The following is a 20,206-nucleotide window of genomic DNA, read 5'->3' on the forward strand; positions in this document are numbered from 1 at the left end:
AGCCATCTGGCTGATTTTTTTAATGTCTAATAGTTTTTTGTAATTGTCCCTTGCTGACCTGTGTAAGCGTAGAAGAGAGGATAGTACTCCCATTTTCCGACATAGCTATCTTTATCTGGGAAGGCCCACTTGTCGTCTTTTTTAGTAAGCTCGACTGAGTAATTATCAAAGATATTAGTTCCTTCTGTCTTTGGTGCTGATGGGCTTACTTCTTTGATTGAATTTGGTAGGTAAGTTTCCATGTAGTATTGTCTTGTTAGTTGGTCGACATTTCCAGCGTTGGCACCATTGCTTTGTAGGTAGTTTTTAAGGTCATCTGTGAGATTTGGGTGATTAGCACCGTAGGCATCGTCTGCAGCTTTCATACTGATAGTTGACATGCTGACGTTAAACTCTGCTTTATCTTTAGCGACGATAATGTTATCAACAGTGTAGCTACCGCGTTCACGGTTAGCAGTTTGGACCCAACCAAAAACTTTTGGAATTTCATCACCAGTTGGTTTGATATGATCAGTTTCATTATAGCTGTATTGAAGGCTATCTGAGAAATATTGGTTAAGTTCACCCTTGGCTTTATCCAAGTCATTAGAAACAAATTTACTGTAGTCTTTGCTTTCACCACCTAGAAGAACTGCATTGAAATAAGCGTCAATAGCCTTTTTAACATTGGTAGTTGTTTTACCATCGAAATCTTTTAGGCTAGTAGAAACTGTTTGTCCCTCTGTTTTTTCATCTTTTGATTCAAAATAGAGTTTATAGCTTTCGTCGTTGTTAACTTCGAAAAAGAGTGAGACAGTCTTGTAGTCGTCAGCTTCAAGCTTTCCAAAGTCATCTGTAGCGTCCTCTACGTTCTTATTTTTATTGAAGAGAGTAGGTAGGTCGCCCTTGTCGAGCTTGCTTGCTGTGACTTTCTTACCATCTTTATCTTTGAGGTAGAATTGTTTAGCAGATGTTTTGAGCTCATTTTCCATATCTTCCGAAGTATTCTCGAGTTTGAATGAAACTTCGACTAGGGTTTGGTCATCCTTGAGCTTGAGGTCGCTTCCTGACATATAGACAATATCGTTAACAGAAAGCTTGGCATCAAGTTTTGGCTTGGCACATGCTGAGAGCGTTAAGATGGCTGCTAGAGCAAGAGCCCCAGAGTAAAGATATTTTTTCATAAATAATCCCCCATTATTTTATTTAGGTTATAGGTCTATTGTATCATGAAATATGCCTTGAGATTATTAGAAAATTGGGTTTCAAGCCTTTTCTTATGCTATAATAGGATTACTATTGTAAAAAATGGAGAATCAAATGACAAAAACACCTTTTATTACGGCTGATAAACTTGAACAAATCACTGCAGAATTTCCAACACCTTTCCATCTTTACGATGAAAAAGGTATTCGTGAAACAGCGCGTGCAGTTAACGCAGCCTTTTCGTGGAATCCAGGTTTTAAAGAATTCTTTGCTGTAAAAGCTACACCTAATCCAGCAATCCTCAAAATCTTGAAGGAAGAAGGGTGTGGCGTCGATTGTGCGACCGATACAGAGCTTGTCATGAGTAAGAAAATTGGTTTTGATAGTAGCGCCATTAGCTTTACGTCTAATGATACACGTGCAGAAGAGTTTGTTTACGCTCGTGATATTAATGCGACAATTAACCTTGATGCTTACGAAGATATCTTTTTCTTGCAAGAGGCTGCAGGACTTCCTGAAACCCTTTCTTTGCGCTTTAACCCAGGGGGAGTCTTCTCTCTCGGTACTGATATCATGGATCATCCTGAAGAATCAAAATTTGGGATGACTAAGGAACAGCTCTTCAAAGGCTATGCTTACCTTAAAGAAAAAGGAGTGAAATCATTCGGCTTGCATGCTTTCTTAGCATCAAATACAGTAACGAATGAGTATTACCCAACCTTGGCTGCTCAACTGTTTGAATTGGCGGTAGAAATCAAGAATGAACTTGGTGTTAGTCTTGACTTTATCAACTTATCAGGTGGTGTTGGAGTGGACTACACACCAGCCAATAAACAAAATGATATTGCCGTTATCGGTGAAGGGGTTCATGCTAAATTTGATGAAATCCTTGTTCCGAATGGTCTTGGACATATCAGTATTTACACTGAACTTGGGCGTTTCATGACAGCACCTCATGGCCTTGTCGTTACTAAGGTTCTTCATATTAAGGACACTTATCGTCGCTATGTTGGTGTAGATGCTTCTGCGGTTAACTTGCTCCGTCCAGCTATGTACGATGCCTACCATCACATCACGAATATGACTAATCCAGATGGTGATATTCAAGTAGTTGATGTGACAGGCTCGCTTTGTGAAAATAATGATAAGTTTGCTAAGAACCGTGAATTGCCAGAAGCTCGTATTGGAGATACCTTGGTTATCCACGATACAGGTGCTCATGGTTTCTCAATGGGTTACAACTATAACGGACGTCTTCGTTCTGCAGAAATTCTCTACCAAGAAGATGGCACAGCTCGTATGATTCGTCGTGCAGAGACGATGAATGATTACTTTGCCACTCTTGATGGTTTTGATTTTGATATTTAACAAAAAAATAAGCTAGGCCTTAAAGGCTCTAGCTTATTTTACTTTAATGATGACAGCTTCAAGAATGATATCGGCTAACTCCTCAGGGGATTCGATACAGCCTTCTTTGAGCCATAGTGTTAAAATGGTAACAATGGTGCTAACATAAACTTCCAATGAATATTTGGCAGGGATATGATAGCTTTGTTCCATGAGCTCTGTAACATTTTCAATATCAGAGTTAAGGATAGTCTCGATAATGAATTCACGAATCATCTCATTGATGTTTGGAATGTGTGTCATCAAGGTGAGACAGAGTTTTTGATTTTCCTTAAGATATCGTAGCATTTCAGTGACAACACCCTCTTGGTAGGTCATGTCTTCCTGAAGAATACTTGAGATTTTATCTAAAATCTTTGAGAAGGTTGTTTCAACCAAATCTTCCTTATTTGAATAGTAGTAGTAGAAGGTCGGTCTGCTGAGATTTGCCTTCTTGATGATATCTGTGATGCTGATTTGTTCGAGTGAACTCTCCTCTAAGAGTTCAATAAATGCGTTGACAATTTTTCGTTCGGAAATAGTTGCTTCCTTGAGCATAAATAAACCCCTTTATATAAACATAATAATAATTCCACAACCTATATAATAACCTATTTTTGTTCTAGAAATCTTACAAGTCCTTTACAGTTGTAAGTGAAAAATACTGAAAGTCTCATTTTATCGGTATTTTAAACGAAAAAACTATTTTTCTAGACGTTTTTAAGAATCAACGTCTTATTTGTCAGTAGGGGCCATTTTTGCTATAATATAAGGTAAATCAACGTTATAGGAGAAATGAATTTATGAACACCGTCCTTTGGATTATTCTTGTTTTTGTAGCCCTTTTGGGTGGTTTTTATGGAGGCGCATACTTTGCCCGCAAACAAATGGAGAAAGAATTGGCTGAAAATCCTCGTTTGAATGTGGACGCTGTTCGTACCATGATGTCAGCTGCGGGTCAAAAACCAAATGAAGCAAAAGTGCGTCAAACATATAACCAAATTATCAAACAACAAAAACAAGCACTTGCAGATAGCAAGAAAAAGAAAAAATAATGGTGGGGAGCTGGGACGTGAATCTCAGCTTTTTACATGTAACCTAGGGGATAAGGAGGCAAGATGGATAATCGACCTATAGGATTTTTAGATTCTGGTGTCGGAGGACTGACGGTAGTACGTGAACTTAAACGTCAGTTGCCTCACGAGTCTATTGTTTATATTGGTGACTCTGCTAGGGCACCGTATGGTCCTAGACCGGCAGAACAAATCAGAGAGTATACCTGGCAGTTGGTTAAATTCCTTCTGACCAAAGATGTAAAGATGATTGTTATTGCCTGTAATACGGCAACAGCAGTAGTTTGGGAGGAAATCAAAGGAGCCTTGGATATCCCAGTGCTAGGTGTGGTTTTGCCTGGTTCTAGTGCGGCTATTAAGTCTAGCCAATCGGGTCATATTGGTGTCATTGGGACTCCAATGACGATTGCCTCTAACATCTATGAACAAAAAATTAAGCATTTGGCACCACAAATGAATGTCTTGAGTTTATCTTGTCCTCGTTTTGCCCCTATTGTTGAATCCAATGAAATTAACTCAAGTGTGGCTAAAAAGATTGTTTATGAGAGCATGGCACCTTTAGTCGGTAAGGTAGATACCTTGGTTTTGGGTTGCACCCATTACCCACTTTTACGTCCCATCATCCAAAATGTTATGGGGCCAAGTGTCAAGCTAATTGATAGCGGAGCGGAAACAGTTCGTGATGTTTCTGTTTTGCTCAATTATTTTGAGATTAATCGCAGCCGTGAAGTCGAAGACAAGACGGAAGAATATTACACCACAGCTAGTGTGCTAGGTTTTAAAGAAATCGCAGAACAATGGCTGGGTGAAGAAGTTGCTGTCCAACATGTCGATTTGGACAAGGAGTTAGAAAATGACTAAATCAATTTTTGAATATAAAGACGAACAAGAATGGTATTTGGCTAGTTTAGGAAGCTACAATCACTTGACTTGTTTTGGTGGTGATGAGGCCTATGAGCAATTTGTTGACTTTTTCCAAGCCTTGACTAACGTTTTGGCTGTTAGTGGCCTTCAGTTACATATTGCTAAACATTCTTCAGACCTTCGCTTAGTATCCTTTATTTTGGATTGCTTGAAAGAGGAAACTGGTCGTGACTTAGCTGTTACGCAACATCAAGGGGCTTTGGTAGTTAGTGAAGGAGATAAGCTTGTCTATGTGCATGTTCCTAGAGAAGGTGTCACCTTGAGTGATTTCTTTGGTTCTGATAATAAATCAGACTTTGGTGATGTCCTATTGATTGCGACACGCAATGAAGGAAAAACCAAGGAATTTCGTAAACTATTTGGAAAACTAGGCATTAAAGTAGAGAATCTTAATGATTATCCAGATCTTCCTGAAGTTGCCGAAACGGGTATGACCTTTGAAGAAAATGCACGCTTGAAGGCGGAAACCATTTCTGAATTAACTGGTAAAATGGTCCTTTCAGATGACTCTGGTTTGCAGGTAGATGTTCTTGGAGGTTTACCAGGAGTTTGGTCTGCACGCTTTGCAGGTCCTGATGCTACGGATGCTGAAAATAATGCTAAATTATTGCACGAGCTGGCTATGGTGCTTGATGATAGCAAACGTACTGCGAACTTCCATACGACCCTAGTTGTTGCAGCCCCTGGATGTGATAGTTTGGTTGTTGATGCCGACTGGAAGGGTTATATTGGCCGAGAACCTAAAGGTGACAATGGTTTTGGTTATGATCCACTCTTTTTAGTTGGTAATACGGGTAAAACGGCAGCAGAGCTTTCTGCAGAAGAGAAAAATGAACAATCTCACCGTGGACAAGCTGTTAAGAAACTTATGGAGGTCTTCCCAGCATGGCAGAACAAACAATAATCGTAATGAGCGACTCCCATGGAGAACGTGATATTATAGTAGATATAAAAAATCGTTATCAAGGGAAGGTAGATGCTATTTTCCACAACGGAGATTCTGAGTTAGAATCAAGTGATCCTGTTTGGGACGGTATCCATGTGGTTCGTGGTAACTGTGATTATGATTCAGGTTATCCAGAACGTTTGGTCGTTAAACTTGGTGATGTGATTATTGCACAAACACATGGTCATCTTTATGGCATTAATTTTACCTGGGACAAGTTAGATCTTTGGGCGCAACAAGAGGATGCAGATATTTGTCTCTATGGCCACTTGCATGCGGCAGCAGCTTGGCGAAATGGTAAGACAGTGTTTATCAACCCAGGTTCTGTTTCGCAGCCACGTGGGCCTATCCATGAGAAACTTTATGCTAAGGTGATTATAAACAGTGCAAAAATTCGTGTAGAATATTACACACGTGACCATGAACTTTATTCAGAACTTACACAGGAATTTGAACGATGATTGCTAAAGAATTTGAAGATTTTTTGTTGGCTCATTTAGATAATTATTTAATTCCATCAGATCAGGTTGCTATTTTTATTGATAGTCACAACGCTGATCATGTGGTCTTGCTTTTGACAAGCAATGGTTATTCGCGCGTTCCCGTTTTGACTAAGGATAAGCACTATCTTGGGACCATATCTTTGACAGATATTAAGCGTTATCAAGATGAACATAACTTGCAAGAGTGGGAGATGGTTAACCGTGATATCGGGCCGATGACATCAGATGTCGTGGAAACAGTGGAAGATAATGCCAATCTAAATGAGGTAATGCATAAGCTAGTTAATAATCCTTTCCTTCCTGTGGTTGACAGCCAAGGTATTTTCAAAGGAATTATCACACGAAAATCGATTCTAAAGGCGGTTAATAGCCTCTTACATGACTTTACACATGACTATATCATCATTCCAAAAACAACTGACAACTCAGATCACTGATTTTCTGGCTACTAAGATCATTTCGGAGAGTTCAAAGCAAGCTTATGCTTATGATCTTAAGCAGTTTGCAACATCGATTTCAGGACAAATTGATCAAACCAGTCTTAAGCTCTATGAAAACCAACTGAAGGAATGGAAGCCATCTGTACAAAAGCGTAAGCGCTCTGCGGTCAATCAATTTTTGCTATACCTCTATCAAAAGGGTGAATTAGAGAAATTTTTCAAACTATCAGAGAAGGTTACGATACCTTCTCAGGAGGATAAGTTGCGAATACTGGATCTTTCATCGCTTTATGAGGGGCGTGAAGGGGTTGGTAAGCTGGCTTGTCTGCTGATTCTAGAGTTGGGGCTCTTACCTTCAGAGATTTTGGAGTTGGACTGGGCCGATATTGACTTGGATTTTGGTGTTGTAACTGTGGCCAAGGGAAGCACTAAGCGTGTTCTCAGACTTGAAGCAGATGTGAAACAGTATTTGTTGGCTATTAAAGATGTGAACAGTCAGGGCTTGCTTTTGGGTAAGGTATATACTCGACAATGGCTGTATAAGCAAATCCAGACTTATGTTAGTGACTGTGGCTTATCGAATGTAACCGCTCAAGTCTTGCGTCAGCAATTTATTCTTATACAAATTGAAAAGGGAACGGGCGCCTTTGAACTTGCTCGTTTACTGGGACTAAAAAGTCCAGTGACCTTGGAGAAATACTATAAAATCTAATGGATATTAAGTTAAAAGATTTTGAGGGGCCACTGGATTTGTTGCTCCATCTGGTTTCTAAGTATGAGGTAGATATTTACGATGTCCCCATTGTTGAGGTTATTGAGCAATACTTGGCTTATTTGGCAACCTTGCAAGCCATGAAGCTTGAAGTTGCTGGGGAATATATGCTTATGGCTAGTCAGCTCATGCTGATTAAGAGTCGTAAGCTTCTGCCGACAGTGGTGGAAGCTGAGCCAGAAGCAGATGATCCAGAACTAGAGCTCTTGAGTCAGTTGGAAGAATATGCACGCTTCAAAGCAGCTAGTCAAGAGTTGGCTAAGCAGCATGAAGTGCGAGCTCAGTATTTTTCAAAACCAAAAGTTGAATTAGTTTATGAAGATGTGACGCTGAATCAGGATAAGACCATTCAAGACATTTTCTTGGCTTTTTCAAAAATCATGACTGAAAAGCAAGAAGAAATTCGTCGAAATCACACGACCATTGCGCGTGACGATTATAAAATTGAAGACATGATGCTGATTATTGAGGAAGCATTTGGCTCAAAAAATGAGCTATATCTGGATGAACTTTTCACAGATGCTAAAGATATGAATCAAGTAATCACCCTCTTTTTGGCAACTCTTGAATTGATTAAGGTCCATCGCATATCAGTACAACAGGAAACAATTTTTGGCACAATCACACTAAGAAAGGAATGGACGAATGAGTAGTCACTTAGCACGATTAGAAGCTTTACTTTTTGTGGCTGGTGAAGATGGTCTTAGTCTACGTACTATGGCACAGCTTTTGGAAATGCCAGTGACGGGTCTGACTCAGTCTTTGGGGAAATTGCAAGCTAAGTACGAGGCAGATGAGGATTCAGCTCTGTGTTTATTGGAATCATCAAATACCTATAAGTTAGTGACTAAACCAGATTTTGCAAGTCTCCTTCGTGACTATTCTAAAACGCCTATTAACCAGAGTCTATCACGAGCGAGTCTTGAGGTCCTCTCTATAGTTGCGTATAAACAGCCCATTACTCGTGCTGAAGTCGATGACATTAGAGGTGTTAATTCTAGTGGCGCTATTGCTAAACTTCAGGCCTTTGATCTTATTCAAGAGGCTGGTAAAAAGGATGCTGTCGGTCGTCCTAACCTATATGCGACTACTGATTATTTCCTAGACTATATGGGCATTAACAGTTTAGACGAGCTTGTGGCGATTGATCAACTAGAACTTGAAGATCAAGAAACGAGTCTCTTTAGGGAAGATGCTTCAGAGGAGCTTGAGGACTTGGACAATTAAGAGTAAACCTTGTTGAAACTAATCATTAAAAATAAAGAAACATAGCAGAGATGCTAGGTAGAAAGGATACAGCTTAAGCTGTAGAAAAAGAATGCGAATTAATAAATATATTGCCCACGCTGGTGTGGCCAGCCGTCGTAAGGCTGAGGAACTGATTAAAGAGGGTCGTGTGACCCTAAATGGTAAGACCGTTACGGAATTGGCAACAATTGTCAAAAATGGTGATATTGTAGAGGTAAATGGTAGCCCAATTTATAATGAAGAGAAGGTCTATTATCTTCTTAATAAACCACGAGGGGTTATTTCTTCGGTATCTGATGAGAAAAATCGTAAAACGGTGATTGACCTCATGCCCCACGTTAAGGAACGTATCTATCCTGTTGGTCGTCTTGACTGGGATACGACGGGGCTTCTTATTTTGACTAATGATGGTGACTTTACCGATAAGATGATTCACCCACGTAATGAGATTGACAAGGTTTATTTGGCGCGTGTCAAAGGTATTGCGACCAAGGAGAACCTTCGTCCTTTGACTCGTGGTGTGGTCATTGATGGTAAGAAAACAAAACCAGCACGTTACAATATTATCAAAGTAGACCATGAAAAGAACCGTTCAGTTGTTGAATTGACAATTCATGAAGGGCGTAACCACCAGGTTAAGAAAATGTTTGAATCAGTGGGCTTGCTTGTTGATAAGTTGTCACGTACGCGTTTTGGTACCCTTGATTTAACAGGGCTTCGCCCAGGTGAATCACGCCGTCTGAATAAGAAAGAAATCAGTCAGCTTCATAACGCTGCTGTCAATAAGGTTAAATAATGAAAAGATTTCTGATTGCCTTAGTAAGGGCTTATCAGAGATGGATTTCTCCACTATTTCCACCCTCTTGCCGTTTTCGTCCAACTTGTTCGGTTTATATGATCCAAGCCATAGAAATGCACGGTTTAAAGGGAGTTCTTATGGGAGTTGCCCGTATCTTGAGATGTCACCCTTTATCAGAGACTGGCGATGATCCGGTGCCGGATTATTTTAGTCTAAAACGTAATAAAACTCCTTTGGATAAATGAATCCAAAGGAGTTTTTCTATGCTTAAGTTTTTGACCAAGTTTTTGGCAGGAAGAGGAGTAGTAAAGGATAAATTTCCAAACGTCCTGCAATCATAGCAAATCCCATGATAAGCTTAGACAAAGGACTGAAAATAGCAAAGCTATCACTCGTTCCAAGTAAAGGTCCAATATTGTTAAAGGTTGAAGCAGCAGCGCTTGTCACAATCAAGAGGTCTTGATTATCCAGTGATAAAACAGTGACTAAACTTAGTATAATGAGTACATATACAGCTAAATATTTAAGAACACTGTGTTGAGTTTCTTTATCGAGAACACTTCCATTGATATGAAGTGACAGGATACGATTAGGATAGAGACTAGCCAGGGTCTGATTTCGTGCAATCTTAGCAATAATCATAGCACGGATAATCTTGAAACCACCGGCAGTAGAACCTGCTGATCCCCCGATAAACATCAGGAGGAGTAGGATATACTGAGAAAAGAGTGGCCATTTGGTAATATCCGTTAGACCAAAACCGGTTGTTGTGATGATAGTTGACACTTCGAAAAATGAGTATTTGAAAGAGTCAGCCAAATTGTGGTAGATCCCAAAAATATTGAGGAAAATCAAACCTGTTGAAATAGCCACAATCGCAAAGTAGGTACGTAGTTCTTCATCTTGGAAGAAAAACTTGATTTTGCGAAGGAGGATATAGAAATAAAGGTTGAAGTTAACCCCAAAGAGTAGGGTACCAACAGTAACCACATAGGTAATCAGATCACTGTGGTAGTGGGCGATAGAGTCATTATAGACAGCAAATCCCCCAGTACCTGCGCCCCCCATAGCAGTGATGATACTATCAAAGATTGGCATACCGCAAAGCCAGAGAATAACAGCAAAAATAACAAACATAGTCAGATAGATGATGTAAAGAATCTGAGCTGTATTTTTGAGCTTGGCAACGACTTTACCAAATACTGGACCAGGCACCTCTGCACGCATAACCTCATGGTGACCATTTTTACTGTTGTTCATGATGGCTAGGGCAAAGACCAATACCCCCATCCCTCCAATCAAGTGGGCGAAGCTTCGCCAGAAAAGTAGGGAGTGGGTAAGTACTCCAGTATCTGTGAGAATAGTAGCCCCCGAGGTTGTGAAACCAGAGCTCATCTCGAAAAAGGCATCAATGACACTTGGGATCTGACCAGCAAAGACGAAGGGCAATCCTCCAAAGAAAGACCAGAGCACCCAACAGAGGGCTACAATAAGCATTCCTTCTTTGGTGTAAATATGGTAGTTCTTTGGTTTAAAGAGAGTACCAAGCACCCCGAGAAAGAGGAGAACCCCCATCGTACCCAAGATGCTGGCAAATACTTTAGCATCTTCTTGATAAATAAGAGCGACGATAAGTGGCACAACCAAGAGAGCAGCCTCAATCAGTAGGAGCTTGGCAATAAGAAAACGGACAATAGATCGATTCATGGCAGCTTACCTCTTCAACAAGTCGTAAATGTGAGTTATATTTTGTAAGAGTGTAACAACCACGATTTTATCCCCAATAGCGAGCCTGTCTTCTCCTGTTGGGAAAATAGATTTTCCATTGCGGATAATAGCAGCGATAAGGACACCGTTAGCAAATTCAAGCTCAGAAAGTTTCTTTCCAGCGATTTTGTTATTTTCCTTAATTTGGAATTGCAAGGTTTCGATACGACCATTAGCCACATGGTGAAGGGCATCAAGACTAGAGTCTTTGGCATTAAAACGCCCGCGTACAAAGTGCATTACAGTGTCAACAGCGATACTCTTAGGAGTGACAATTGTTGTTGTCTCACGTGGATCGATAATCTCTAAGAGACTAGTACGGTTAACCTTAGTAATATTCTTGTGAATACCAAGGCTTTCGAGGAACATAGAGGTAATGATATTTTCCTCATCTACTCCAGTTAGGGTAGCTACGGCATCATAACTGGCTGCGCTTTCCTCGAGAAGAAGGTCTTTAGCAGTACCGTCACCTAAGATAACAGAAACTTCAGGGAAGACCTGACTAAAGGTTTGCGCACGGTCCATTTTTTGCTCAATCAATTTGACCTTAATACGATTGTTTTTCAAGATATTGAGCAAGTAGTAGGAGATGCGCCCAGCACCAATCAACAAAAGTTTTTTGATGCTTTTTGGCTTGATGTAACTGTGGAAAAGTGCCATATCAACACGTTTACCAGTGACATAAATCTTATCCCCAATTTGCATGGTAGCATTTCCATCTGGAATGATGAGTTCACCCTGACGGTGAATCGTACAAACTAGAATATTGCCGAATTTCCTACGGAATTGTTCCATTGTCATACCAGATAATTGGCTATTTTCAGTAACTTTAAATGCCATAAGAATAACGCGTCCATTAGCAAAAGTTTCAACTGATAGGGCGTTTGGAAATTCAACTGTATTGGCAATATAGCGAGCTGTTAAAAGTTCAGGGTTAACTACTAATGAGAATCCAAGAAAGTTCTTGTCTTTGAAATAAGCATTAGAGTATTCTGGGTTACGTACGCGAACAATAGTTTCTTTGGCACCCATTTGTTTAGCCAGAACTGCTGAAATCATGTTCACTTCATCTTTATCAGTCATCGCGATAAAGACGTCACAGTTGCTAACTTCGGCTTGTTCCAAAATTTTAAAATTAGCTCCATTTCCAGCAAAGCCCATAACATCATAGCGTTTGCTGAGGCGTTTGAGGACCTCTTCCTTTTCTTCAATTAAAATAACATCGTGCTTCTCTTCAACAAGAGAACGACAGAGTGCGGTACCGACCTTACCGGCACCTACGACAATAATACGCATGAGTTACCTCCAAATAATCATTACTATGATACTCTATTTTAGCGGAAAAATCACCCTTTTCAGCTAGCTTTATCAACTATTCCTATTTAAGTGAATAAAGGTAAAATTTTTCTTTAAATTGTCTTGACTTTTAGACCAGAAGTGCTAAAATATATTCAAAGATTCGTTATTTTAAATCTAACCTGTCATGATTTAAGCTAATGAACGTCCACAACCATGTCGTCTGCTGAGCTTGACTCCGGGCGACATGGTATTTTTTATGTCTAGGAGAATTGAGATGTCACGTAATCATATTGTCTTGTTTGAACCTCGTATTCCACAAAACACCGGAAATATTGCACGTACCTGTGCAGCGACTAATAGCCCTCTTCATATCATCCGTCCTATGGGCTTTCCAATTGATGACAAGAAAATGAAACGTGCAGGTTTAGACTACTGGGATAAGCTTGACATCACTTATTATGACAATTTGGCAGATTTCATGTCTAAAAATCAAGAGGGTCGTTTGCATTTAGTCACGAAATTTGCGGAAAAGACTTATTCAGAAGAGGCCTATGCCGATGGTGAGGACCACTATTTTATGTTTGGTCGTGAGGATACAGGCCTACCTGAAGATTTTATGCGTGAGCATCCTGAAAAAGCTATTCGTATTCCGATGAATGATGAACATGTGCGTAGTCTAAATGTGTCCAATACTGTTTGTATGATTGTTTACGAAGCGCTTCGCCAGCAACAATTTGAGGGGCTAGAGCTGAGTCACCGTTATCAGCATGATAAATTAAAATAGATACTTCATTTTGTTTTGAAAGAATAATTATAGTCATTGACTATCAACAGATTAGAAATCCATAATTTGAAAACCTTGTCACCAAGGTTTTTTTATGTTATCCTTAAAAGGTCTTCAGGGCAGGGTGAAACTCCCGACCGGCGGTGATTCTTTGGATAAGTCCGCGAGCGCAAGCTGATGAGGTGTGATTCCTCAACCGACAGTACAGTCTGGATGGAAGAAGACCAGTCTTTTTGCGTAGGCTTTTTTTGGCATGGGCAAATCCATTGGGAACTTCTTTCAAATTGTTAAAATTTGGAGGAATTTTTTTATGACAAATACACGTAAATTGGCTTACATTGCCATTTTATCCGCAGTTTCATTCTTGTTGCTTTATTTTTCATTTCCATTGATTCCAGCAGCAGATTTTTTGAAGGTTGATTTTTCAATCCTTCCTGTTCTTATTGCCTTGGTTATCTTTGATTTTAAGAGTGCCATTGGTGTTCTCTTGCTTCGTTCATTGTTGAAGCTCTTGCTAAACAATGGTGGACCAGGATCAATGATTGGACTTCCTATGAATTTTGTTGCTCTAGGCGTCTTTGTTTGGGGCCTAAGCTATTTTTGGAAGAAAAATCAAACAAGCAAGAATTATATTCTTGGTTCTGTTGTAGGAACTGTCTTGCTTACAGTTGTTATGGTTATTCTTAACTATATTTATGCAGTACCACTCTATGCTAAATTTGCCAACTTTGATATTGCGCAATTTATAGGTCTCTATAAATACCTTTTCGCTATGGTAGTACCTTTCAATTTACTTGAAGGTTTGATTTTTGCGCTAGCCTTTGCTTTGATTTATGCTCCACTTAAGTCTATTCTAGTAAAATTATAAATATGAAACACAAACACACACATTATACTTATGCTTCTTTTGCCTTATTGTTATTTGTTGCTCTCGGTTATATGGTTAAGTTCTATCCTGAAGCCTTGACAGGATTTGATAGCAACATTCAAACTTGGGTTCGAGGAGGCTTACCAGCAGGATTGACACGCTTTTTTAAAACTATTACCATGCTTGGGAATACGCCTGTACAGGCTATTATTGCAATCGTAGCAGTCATCTTGCTTTATCTACGTCAGTATAAATCAGAAGCTATCTTTGTGGGAGCCAGTGGGCTTCTCGCTAGTATCTTGATTGTAAGTTTGAAGTATATTTATCAGCGTCAGCGCCCATCAATTACGCATTTAGTGCATGCTAGTGGTTATTCTTTCCCTAGTGGTCATTCTTTGGGAACTTTTATGATTCTTGGAGCAATTGCCATTGTCCTTGCTCAGCGTTTGGAGAAAAAAGAATCTAAAATAGTAGTTTATGCTATTACTGGGCTTCTGATTTTCCTTGTTGGACTTTCGCGTATTTATGTGGGTGTTCATTATCCAACAGATGTTTTAGCTGGCTTTACCTTAGCCTTTGGGTTGCTTAATGCGATTTATCCAACTTATGACCGCATTCGCTTTGAATGGCGATTCCAAAGTAAACAGAAATAAAAAAACATGTAGTTTTGAACTGCATGTTTTTTGATACAAAGGAAGGTCTTTCCTATATAAAATGTATAAAAATAGCTTATTTTCACTATTGTTCTGTTAAAAATGCATTAACTGTATATTAATTATATTATAATTATGATATAATGTTTTTAAAATTTCGAAATAAAGGAGTGTCTCTTGAACATAAAAGACAGCATTGGAATAAGAATCAAAACTGAGCGTGAACGCCAGCAGATGTCACGTGAAGTGCTATGTTTAGATGGTGCGGAATTGACTGTTCGTCAGTTAATTCGCATTGAAAAAGGGGAGTCGCTCCCGTCTTTGGATAAATTATCTTATATTGCAAAACGTCTAGGAAAAAATATGACCGATTTATTGGATCATGACAGAATTGAGATTCCTGACACATACTATGAGATGAAAAATCGATTAATAAAGTATCCTTCCTATGGAGATAAGGAGAGAGTGAAACAAAAACTGGAACTTATCGAAGAAGTGTATGAGAATTTTTTTGATATTCTTCCAGAAGAAGAATTATTAACTTTAGATATTTTGGAAAATATACTGAGTTTCACTAGCTGGGAGGAGAGTCCCAAGGTTGAAGAAATATATGAGGATTTATTCGAACAGGTCAAAAAGAAGAAGAAATTTTCAACTAATGATTTATTAGTTATTGATTATTATCTCTATCATCTTTATGGAAGAAAGCAGTATGATAAAAAACTCTTTGATAGAATTGTTGATAGAGTCTTGAGACAGGAAATCCCGACAGATGATGCCTACAATATTGCTTTATTTAATGATTTGATGGCTATTGCTGCTTTAAAGATTTTTCATAAGTCCTTCTCAGATTTTTTAGTAGTTGTAGATAAAGCTTTGGCTGTTATAGAGAAATCACAGTTTCATAGTTATAAACCAGGTGTCTATATTTTAGAGGCTAAATATGAACTTCTGCATAAACAAAACAAGAAAAAAGCTGCAGAGAATTATGATAAGGCTATAATGTTCGCCTCTGTTTTAGAAGATTCGGTTTTGGAAGAAAAAATTAGGGAAGAGAAAGCAGCAGATGGTTTATAGAAATGGTGGTGACATAAATGTCACTACTTTTTTAATGGTTAAATGTTTATCATATAGTTAATAAAAATATTAAGGAGTCGAATTTTGAAGAACTTAAAAAAATTTTTAGTATTACTTATCGCAGTAGCACCTTTCTTTATCAATTATTATTAATAAGGAGTCACCATGTCAAAATATCCATATATTTCACAGGTTGATCAGCGTGATTGTGGTGTCGCTGCCTTGGCCATGATTCTTAAACACTATGGTTCATCTTATAGTTTAGCTTATTTGCGAGAGTTGGCTCAGACTTCTCGTGAAGGTACTTCTGCGCTTGGTTTGGTGGAAGCGGCCAAGCAGTTGGGTCTTGAAACTCAGGCTATTCGTGCGGATTTAGACTTGTTTAAACAAGAAAACCTATCTTATCCTTTTATTGTACATGTGGTTAAAGAAGGTGGGCTGCAACATTATTATACGGTGTTTGGTCAAATCAAGGGGCAGCTTGTTATTGGTGATCCAGATCCTAGCAAGAAGGTCATTAAAATGCCCTTAGAGGAATTTTCCAAAGAGTGGACGGGAGTTGCTCTCTTTTTTGTTCCAGGAGAAGCCTATACTAAATACAAAGAAGATGTATCTGGACTTCTTTCATTTTTACCAATTTTGTTTCGTCGTAAGGGTTTGATTGCAGTTATTGTCTTGCTGAGTTTTCTAGTGACCCTTGTTAATATTATTGGTTCTTATTATTTGCAAGCTATTATCGACCGCTTGATTCCTCAGGGGGCCTATAATCTTCTGACCATGATTTCGCTAGGCTTATGTATCTCTTATCTTGCTCAACAAGTTTTTACTTTTTTCAAAGATTATCTTCTACATCGATTGGGTAATTACCTGTCCATTGCTGTCATTCTTCCTTATATCAAGCATGTCCTTTTCTTGCCTATTAGTTTCTTTAGTTCACGTCGTACTGGTGAAATCACGTCACGTTTTGGAGATGCTAACACTATTATTGATGCTCTAGCTTCAACGATTTTATCGATTTTCCTAGATGTGACCATTGTGATGACTCTAGCTGTGGCTCTTATTGTACAAAATCAGTCACTTTTTTTGATGACTCTCACGGTAGTTCCTCTTTATGTTTTAATCATTGTGGCATTCTATAAGCTTTTTGAAAAGGAAAATTATCAATTGATGGAGGCAAATAGTCAGGTTAATACCGCTGTTATTGATGATTTGCGAGGTATTGAAACTTTAAAATCCTTGAGGGTTGAGGAAAGACGCTATCGGGAAATTGAGGTGAAATTCCATGACTATTTGAAGAAGTCTTTGTCTAAGGCCAAGTGGCAATTAACGCAGGATGGGTTAAAGACAGGGGTTCAGTTAGTTTCTAATGTCTTTATCCTCTGGTATGGGGCACAATTGGTCATGGAAGGGCAACTATCTGCAGGTCAGTTGATTACCTATAATATGTTGTTGAATTATTTTACAACTCCTTTAATTAATATCATCAATCTCCAATCTAAAATTCAGCAAGCCAAAGTCGCCAATAATCGTCTTCAAGAAGTTTATGTTGTGGACAAGGAAGAAAAAGGAAAACTTAAAGAGTTATCTTTTAAACAACTTGCTTTTAAAGGAGTCAGTCACCGTTTTAGTTATCAGCAAGAGACTCTTAGTAAGATTGATTTAACGATTTATAAGGGTGAGAAAATCGCCCTCATGGGTAAAAGTGGATCTGGAAAAACGACCTTAGCTAAAATGTTGTCAGGTTATTATACGAAATCTAGTGGTCATGTAATCCTAGATAAAGATGCTATTAGCCATGCGGAGTTGCGTCAAATGGTGACTTACGTTCCCCAGCAGACCTATGTGTTTACGGGAACCATTTTAGAAAATCTGCTATTAGGATTTGAAGGAGAAGTTGACGAGAAAAAACTTCTTAAAGTTTGCCAACAAGCTGATATCTTAGAGGATATTCAAAAAATGCCACTAGGCTTTCAGACCCAAGTATCTGAAGATGGAGGTCTGTCTGGCGGTCAAAAACAAAGATTAGCTATAGCAAGGGCTCTATTGTCCAAACAACCAATCTTGATTTTTGATGAAGCTACAAGTGGTCTCGATAGTGATACTGAAAGCAGGGTCATGGCTAACCTTGCTAAGATTAAACGAACAATGATTTTTATTGCTCACCGCAATAGTGTACGTCAACATGTCAGTCGTGTAGTGACCATGGTGAGTGGCCAGATTGAGTCAGACAGTCCTAATTTCAATCCATTCCAGTTTATTTAAAATAATCTTCCTATTATATATGTAGAAAACTTAAGAAGTCTAAATTTTCACATCTTGCACCTATCTTATTAATATAGTATACTGGTAGCAGACTATTAAGAGGTGTAAACATGTTAGAGGCATATAAAAATTTTTGGTTAGGCTATCTCGATTTTTATGGTCGTACAAAACGACCAGACTATTGGTGGGTTGTCTTGATTAATGGAATTATCGGTAGTTTGATTTTCCTACTGATGGACTTACTTGGGGAAACAAGAGCTGCTGGCTTTACATTGACAGCTTTCATTCTATTTATAGCAGCAACGGCGCTTCCTACAATTTCTATTCAGATTCGTCGTCTGCGTGATGCCAATTTCAATGTTGCTTGGATTGTATTAAAAGCAACTCCATTAACAGTAGCTCTTTGGGTGATGTATGCCTTTCCCACAAGAGATTCAAAATAATTCCAATATAAAAAGGGTGAAACTAGTTAATCTAGTTCCACTCTTTTTTCTTATAAAATAAAGCTACCTAAGAGGCTAACCAAGGTGAAGCTGATAGTTGCATAAAATACAGCGAGACGGGTTGCCTGGATAGGCTTATAAAGTCTAATAAGTGTTAGGACACACCAAATAAAGAGTACTGTGACAAACCAACCTGATAGTAAGCGACGTGGCGTTACACCATAGAGTGCTATATAAACTCCAAAGAGTTTCCAGCCGGCGATAAGGGCAAAGAGGCTAGCAAAAGTAAAGAGTAGGGTACTCAACAAACGAAGCCCCTTATGGGTGAAGAAGTTTTCTTTAGAAAAAATATAAAGTCCAGCTAGGATTCCCAAGTTAAGGGTAGAGACTCGAACTAATTGCCAGAAGCCCTGAACAGCAATATGTGAGGCTTGATGGGCTGGAATGTTGACTTGGTTGAGAGAAAGGAGTTCTCCCATTTGACTAGTGGCAGTTAATATGAATAGGGCATAAGTAAGGCAGAGGCTTCCGAGTACGATATAAGCTGCTACTTTTGGAAACTGACGGGTTGTTTTAAGACGGCCTTCAAATCGTTTTTGACTAAGTGGCTTTTCTTTTGCCAAATAGGTTGCAATGAGTTGAGCAAAAAGTCCTAGAGCCAGAGGGATACTGGTTATTAAACGAGAGAACAATAATCCGTTATCCTTGAAGGTGATAGTGAAATCAAGTAGAGTAGCGAGTGTCTGGAAGAACTGTTGCCAGAGTTGTCCGAAAGCAGGCAAGACCTGACTAAGCTGACTAGCAGCGAATACAGTCAGTACCAAGGCAATCATGATACTAATGAGAATCATCCATTTGTGGTTCTGAACTGCATGTTTTTCTTCTTCAGAGAGCTCTTGTTTAGGTGTTGTTTTATAGAGTAGTGTCCAGGCTCCGATAAAGAAATATTTCAGTGGGAAGATGCAGCTAGTGTATATGAGGTCTAGCCAAACCATAATTCCCAAACGGTCTTGACTACTTTGTCCAGTACGTGCCATTAAGTAAAGGAGGATACTCGCATGAAGGCAAAGAATCTGAGCGCTCCCCCAGTTGTCGTGCAGACCCCAAAGACTAATTTGTAAACCTTGTAGTAGACTAGTGACCATAAATATTACCGATTCAAGTCGCATTCCCTTTGCTTTTCCACCTAATAGACGGCAGCCCAGTTCAATCGTACTTATCAAGACAACGGTTGCTGGAAAGGCAAAGGAAAAATGGGTCAAGTAAGTGACATATAGGAAGCAGGCCACGAGACAGGCGACAATCAGTCCCTTAATTTTCCAAATGTCTTTTGGTGAAAAATATTCCAAGAGTTTCTTGGTTTTGGTTTGAAGACTAGTCTTTTCGTCGGAATATTCCTGGGAGACTGGCTGTAAATTAGTAGTATAGTCATTTGTTTCCATCATAATTCTCCTTTTGGATGTTAGTCCAAAAAAGACTTTATCATAAAAAACGTTCATCTTTGTCACCCAACTGTAAAATTACTAAAAATAGGTCTATGGACTTAGGTCTGGAGAATGAGTTGGAAAAATAGGCGAGAAAAAAATATAATGCTCACATTGGATGATAGATTGTACGGACTATATTGTCAGAAACAGTCAAATACTAAAGGAAGCTTTTTATAGATTAACTGTTTATTTATCTGGGATTAAGCAAAGGACTCCTATTGAGAATTACCAAATGTAATGTCATTTTTTGACACCACATGTTAGCTTGACTAATATGTAAATGTTGCAAA

General features: G+C 38.9%; 22 protein-coding genes and 1 riboswitch. Of the genes, 17 read left to right on the forward strand and 5 right to left on the reverse strand.

Annotation, left to right across the window (positions count from 1 at the left end):
* Positions 1-26 precede the first annotated feature (26 nt).
* Positions 27-1,163 (reverse strand): DUF5105 domain-containing protein, encoded by a 1,137-nt coding sequence (locus ACT170_RS06670; RefSeq protein WP_084869993.1) that lies wholly within the window; start codon positions 1,161-1,163, stop codon positions 27-29.
* Between the two features lie 136 nt (positions 1,164-1,299).
* Between ACT170_RS06670 and ACT170_RS06675 the strand changes: the two genes are divergently transcribed.
* A complete protein-coding gene (locus ACT170_RS06675) occupies positions 1,300-2,553 on the forward strand; it encodes a diaminopimelate decarboxylase (RefSeq protein WP_080611179.1) in 1,254 nt (417 codons plus the stop codon).
* Positions 2,554-2,586: 33 nt separating this feature from the next.
* Here the strand turns inward: ACT170_RS06675 and ACT170_RS06680 are convergent, their stop codons facing one another.
* Entirely contained in the window at positions 2,587-3,129 is a 543-nt protein-coding gene (locus tag ACT170_RS06680) for a TetR/AcrR family transcriptional regulator (RefSeq protein ID WP_002883702.1), read from the reverse strand.
* Between the two features lie 245 nt (positions 3,130-3,374).
* Between ACT170_RS06680 and ACT170_RS06685 the strand changes: the two genes are divergently transcribed.
* The 10 genes from ACT170_RS06685 (at position 3,375) to yidD (ending at position 9,521) form a co-directional block, all read left to right on the forward strand.
* Complete coding sequence (locus ACT170_RS06685; protein ID WP_002883695.1) at positions 3,375-3,626, forward strand: YneF family protein; 252 nt, start codon at positions 3,375-3,377, stop codon at positions 3,624-3,626.
* 63 nt (positions 3,627-3,689) lie between these two features.
* A complete protein-coding gene (gene racE / locus ACT170_RS06690; protein WP_037598968.1) occupies positions 3,690-4,505 on the forward strand; it encodes a glutamate racemase in 816 nt (271 codons plus the stop codon).
* Positions 4,498-5,472: a nucleoside-triphosphate diphosphatase gene (locus tag ACT170_RS06695; protein WP_444818148.1), complete on the forward strand. Its 975-nt coding sequence runs from the start codon at positions 4,498-4,500 to the stop codon at positions 5,470-5,472. The genes racE and ACT170_RS06695 overlap by 8 nt, the downstream gene beginning before the upstream one ends.
* Positions 5,454-5,975 (forward strand): metallophosphoesterase, encoded by a 522-nt coding sequence (locus ACT170_RS06700; protein ID WP_021143538.1) that lies wholly within the window; start codon positions 5,454-5,456, stop codon positions 5,973-5,975. Before ACT170_RS06695 ends, ACT170_RS06700 begins: the two co-directional genes overlap by 19 nt.
* Positions 5,972-6,454: a cyclic-di-AMP-binding protein CbpB gene (cbpB, locus tag ACT170_RS06705; RefSeq protein WP_002883680.1), complete on the forward strand. Its 483-nt coding sequence runs from the start codon at positions 5,972-5,974 to the stop codon at positions 6,452-6,454. The genes ACT170_RS06700 and cbpB overlap by 4 nt, the downstream gene beginning before the upstream one ends.
* Entirely contained in the window at positions 6,408-7,169 is a 762-nt protein-coding gene (gene xerD, locus ACT170_RS06710; RefSeq protein WP_021143539.1) for a site-specific tyrosine recombinase XerD, read from the forward strand. The genes cbpB and xerD overlap by 47 nt, the downstream gene beginning before the upstream one ends.
* Complete coding sequence (locus ACT170_RS06715) at positions 7,169-7,882, forward strand: segregation/condensation protein A (RefSeq protein ID WP_064525555.1); 714 nt, start codon at positions 7,169-7,171, stop codon at positions 7,880-7,882. Before xerD ends, ACT170_RS06715 begins: the two co-directional genes overlap by 1 nt.
* Positions 7,875-8,456: an SMC-Scp complex subunit ScpB gene (gene scpB / locus ACT170_RS06720; protein WP_021143540.1), complete on the forward strand. Its 582-nt coding sequence runs from the start codon at positions 7,875-7,877 to the stop codon at positions 8,454-8,456. The genes ACT170_RS06715 and scpB overlap by 8 nt, the downstream gene beginning before the upstream one ends.
* A 91-nt stretch (positions 8,457-8,547) precedes the next feature.
* The gene (locus ACT170_RS06725; RefSeq protein ID WP_002883686.1) at positions 8,548-9,273 is read left to right on the forward strand and encodes a pseudouridine synthase; all 726 of its coding nucleotides are present in this window, start codon (positions 8,548-8,550) and stop codon (positions 9,271-9,273) included.
* Positions 9,273-9,521, forward strand: a complete 249-nt coding sequence (yidD, locus tag ACT170_RS06730; RefSeq protein ID WP_002886534.1) for a membrane protein insertion efficiency factor YidD — start codon at positions 9,273-9,275, stop codon at positions 9,519-9,521. The genes ACT170_RS06725 and yidD overlap by 1 nt, the downstream gene beginning before the upstream one ends.
* A 22-nt stretch (positions 9,522-9,543) precedes the next feature.
* Here the strand turns inward: yidD and ACT170_RS06735 are convergent, their stop codons facing one another.
* Positions 9,544-10,983 carry a TrkH family potassium uptake protein gene (locus tag ACT170_RS06735; protein WP_021143541.1) on the reverse strand — a complete coding sequence of 480 codons (1,440 nt, stop codon included), beginning with the start codon at positions 10,981-10,983 and terminating at the stop codon, positions 9,544-9,546.
* 6 nt (positions 10,984-10,989) lie between these two features.
* Positions 10,990-12,339 carry a Trk system potassium transporter TrkA gene (gene trkA, locus ACT170_RS06740; protein ID WP_021143542.1) on the reverse strand — a complete coding sequence of 450 codons (1,350 nt, stop codon included), beginning with the start codon at positions 12,337-12,339 and terminating at the stop codon, positions 10,990-10,992.
* Positions 12,340-12,616: 277 nt separating this feature from the next.
* Between trkA and ACT170_RS06745 the strand changes: the two genes are divergently transcribed.
* From ACT170_RS06745 to ACT170_RS06770, 6 genes are all read left to right on the forward strand, one after another.
* Positions 12,617-13,126, forward strand: a complete 510-nt coding sequence (locus ACT170_RS06745) for a tRNA (cytidine(34)-2'-O)-methyltransferase (protein WP_048790669.1) — start codon at positions 12,617-12,619, stop codon at positions 13,124-13,126.
* A 106-nt stretch (positions 13,127-13,232) separates the two neighbouring features.
* Positions 13,233-13,355, forward strand: a riboswitch (FMN riboswitch).
* Positions 13,356-13,436: 81 nt separating this feature from the next.
* On the forward strand, positions 13,437-13,994 hold the full coding sequence (locus tag ACT170_RS06750) for an ECF transporter S component (protein ID WP_037598980.1): 558 nt from the start codon (positions 13,437-13,439) through the stop codon (positions 13,992-13,994).
* A gap of 2 nt (positions 13,995-13,996) precedes the next feature.
* Positions 13,997-14,647, forward strand: a complete 651-nt coding sequence (locus ACT170_RS06755) for a phosphatase PAP2 family protein (RefSeq protein ID WP_410532570.1) — start codon at positions 13,997-13,999, stop codon at positions 14,645-14,647.
* Between the two features lie 177 nt (positions 14,648-14,824).
* A complete protein-coding gene (locus ACT170_RS06760) occupies positions 14,825-15,724 on the forward strand; it encodes a helix-turn-helix transcriptional regulator (RefSeq protein ID WP_048790671.1) in 900 nt (299 codons plus the stop codon).
* 165 nt (positions 15,725-15,889) lie between these two features.
* Positions 15,890-17,986 carry a peptide cleavage/export ABC transporter gene (locus tag ACT170_RS06765; RefSeq protein ID WP_410532572.1) on the forward strand — a complete coding sequence of 699 codons (2,097 nt, stop codon included), beginning with the start codon at positions 15,890-15,892 and terminating at the stop codon, positions 17,984-17,986.
* A gap of 110 nt (positions 17,987-18,096) precedes the next feature.
* Positions 18,097-18,429, forward strand: a complete 333-nt coding sequence (locus tag ACT170_RS06770) for a DUF805 domain-containing protein (RefSeq protein ID WP_060972183.1) — start codon at positions 18,097-18,099, stop codon at positions 18,427-18,429.
* A gap of 50 nt (positions 18,430-18,479) precedes the next feature.
* Here ACT170_RS06770 and ACT170_RS06775 read toward each other — a convergent pair whose 3' ends face one another.
* Positions 18,480-19,871 (reverse strand): DUF4153 domain-containing protein, encoded by a 1,392-nt coding sequence (locus ACT170_RS06775; protein WP_444818161.1) that lies wholly within the window; start codon positions 19,869-19,871, stop codon positions 18,480-18,482.
* Between the last annotated feature and the right edge of the window lie 335 nt (positions 19,872-20,206).

The organism is Streptococcus sp. cx1 (genome assembly GCF_052384325.1).
GTDB classification, from domain to species: Bacteria; Bacillota; Bacilli; order Lactobacillales; family Streptococcaceae; genus Streptococcus; species Streptococcus salivarius_G.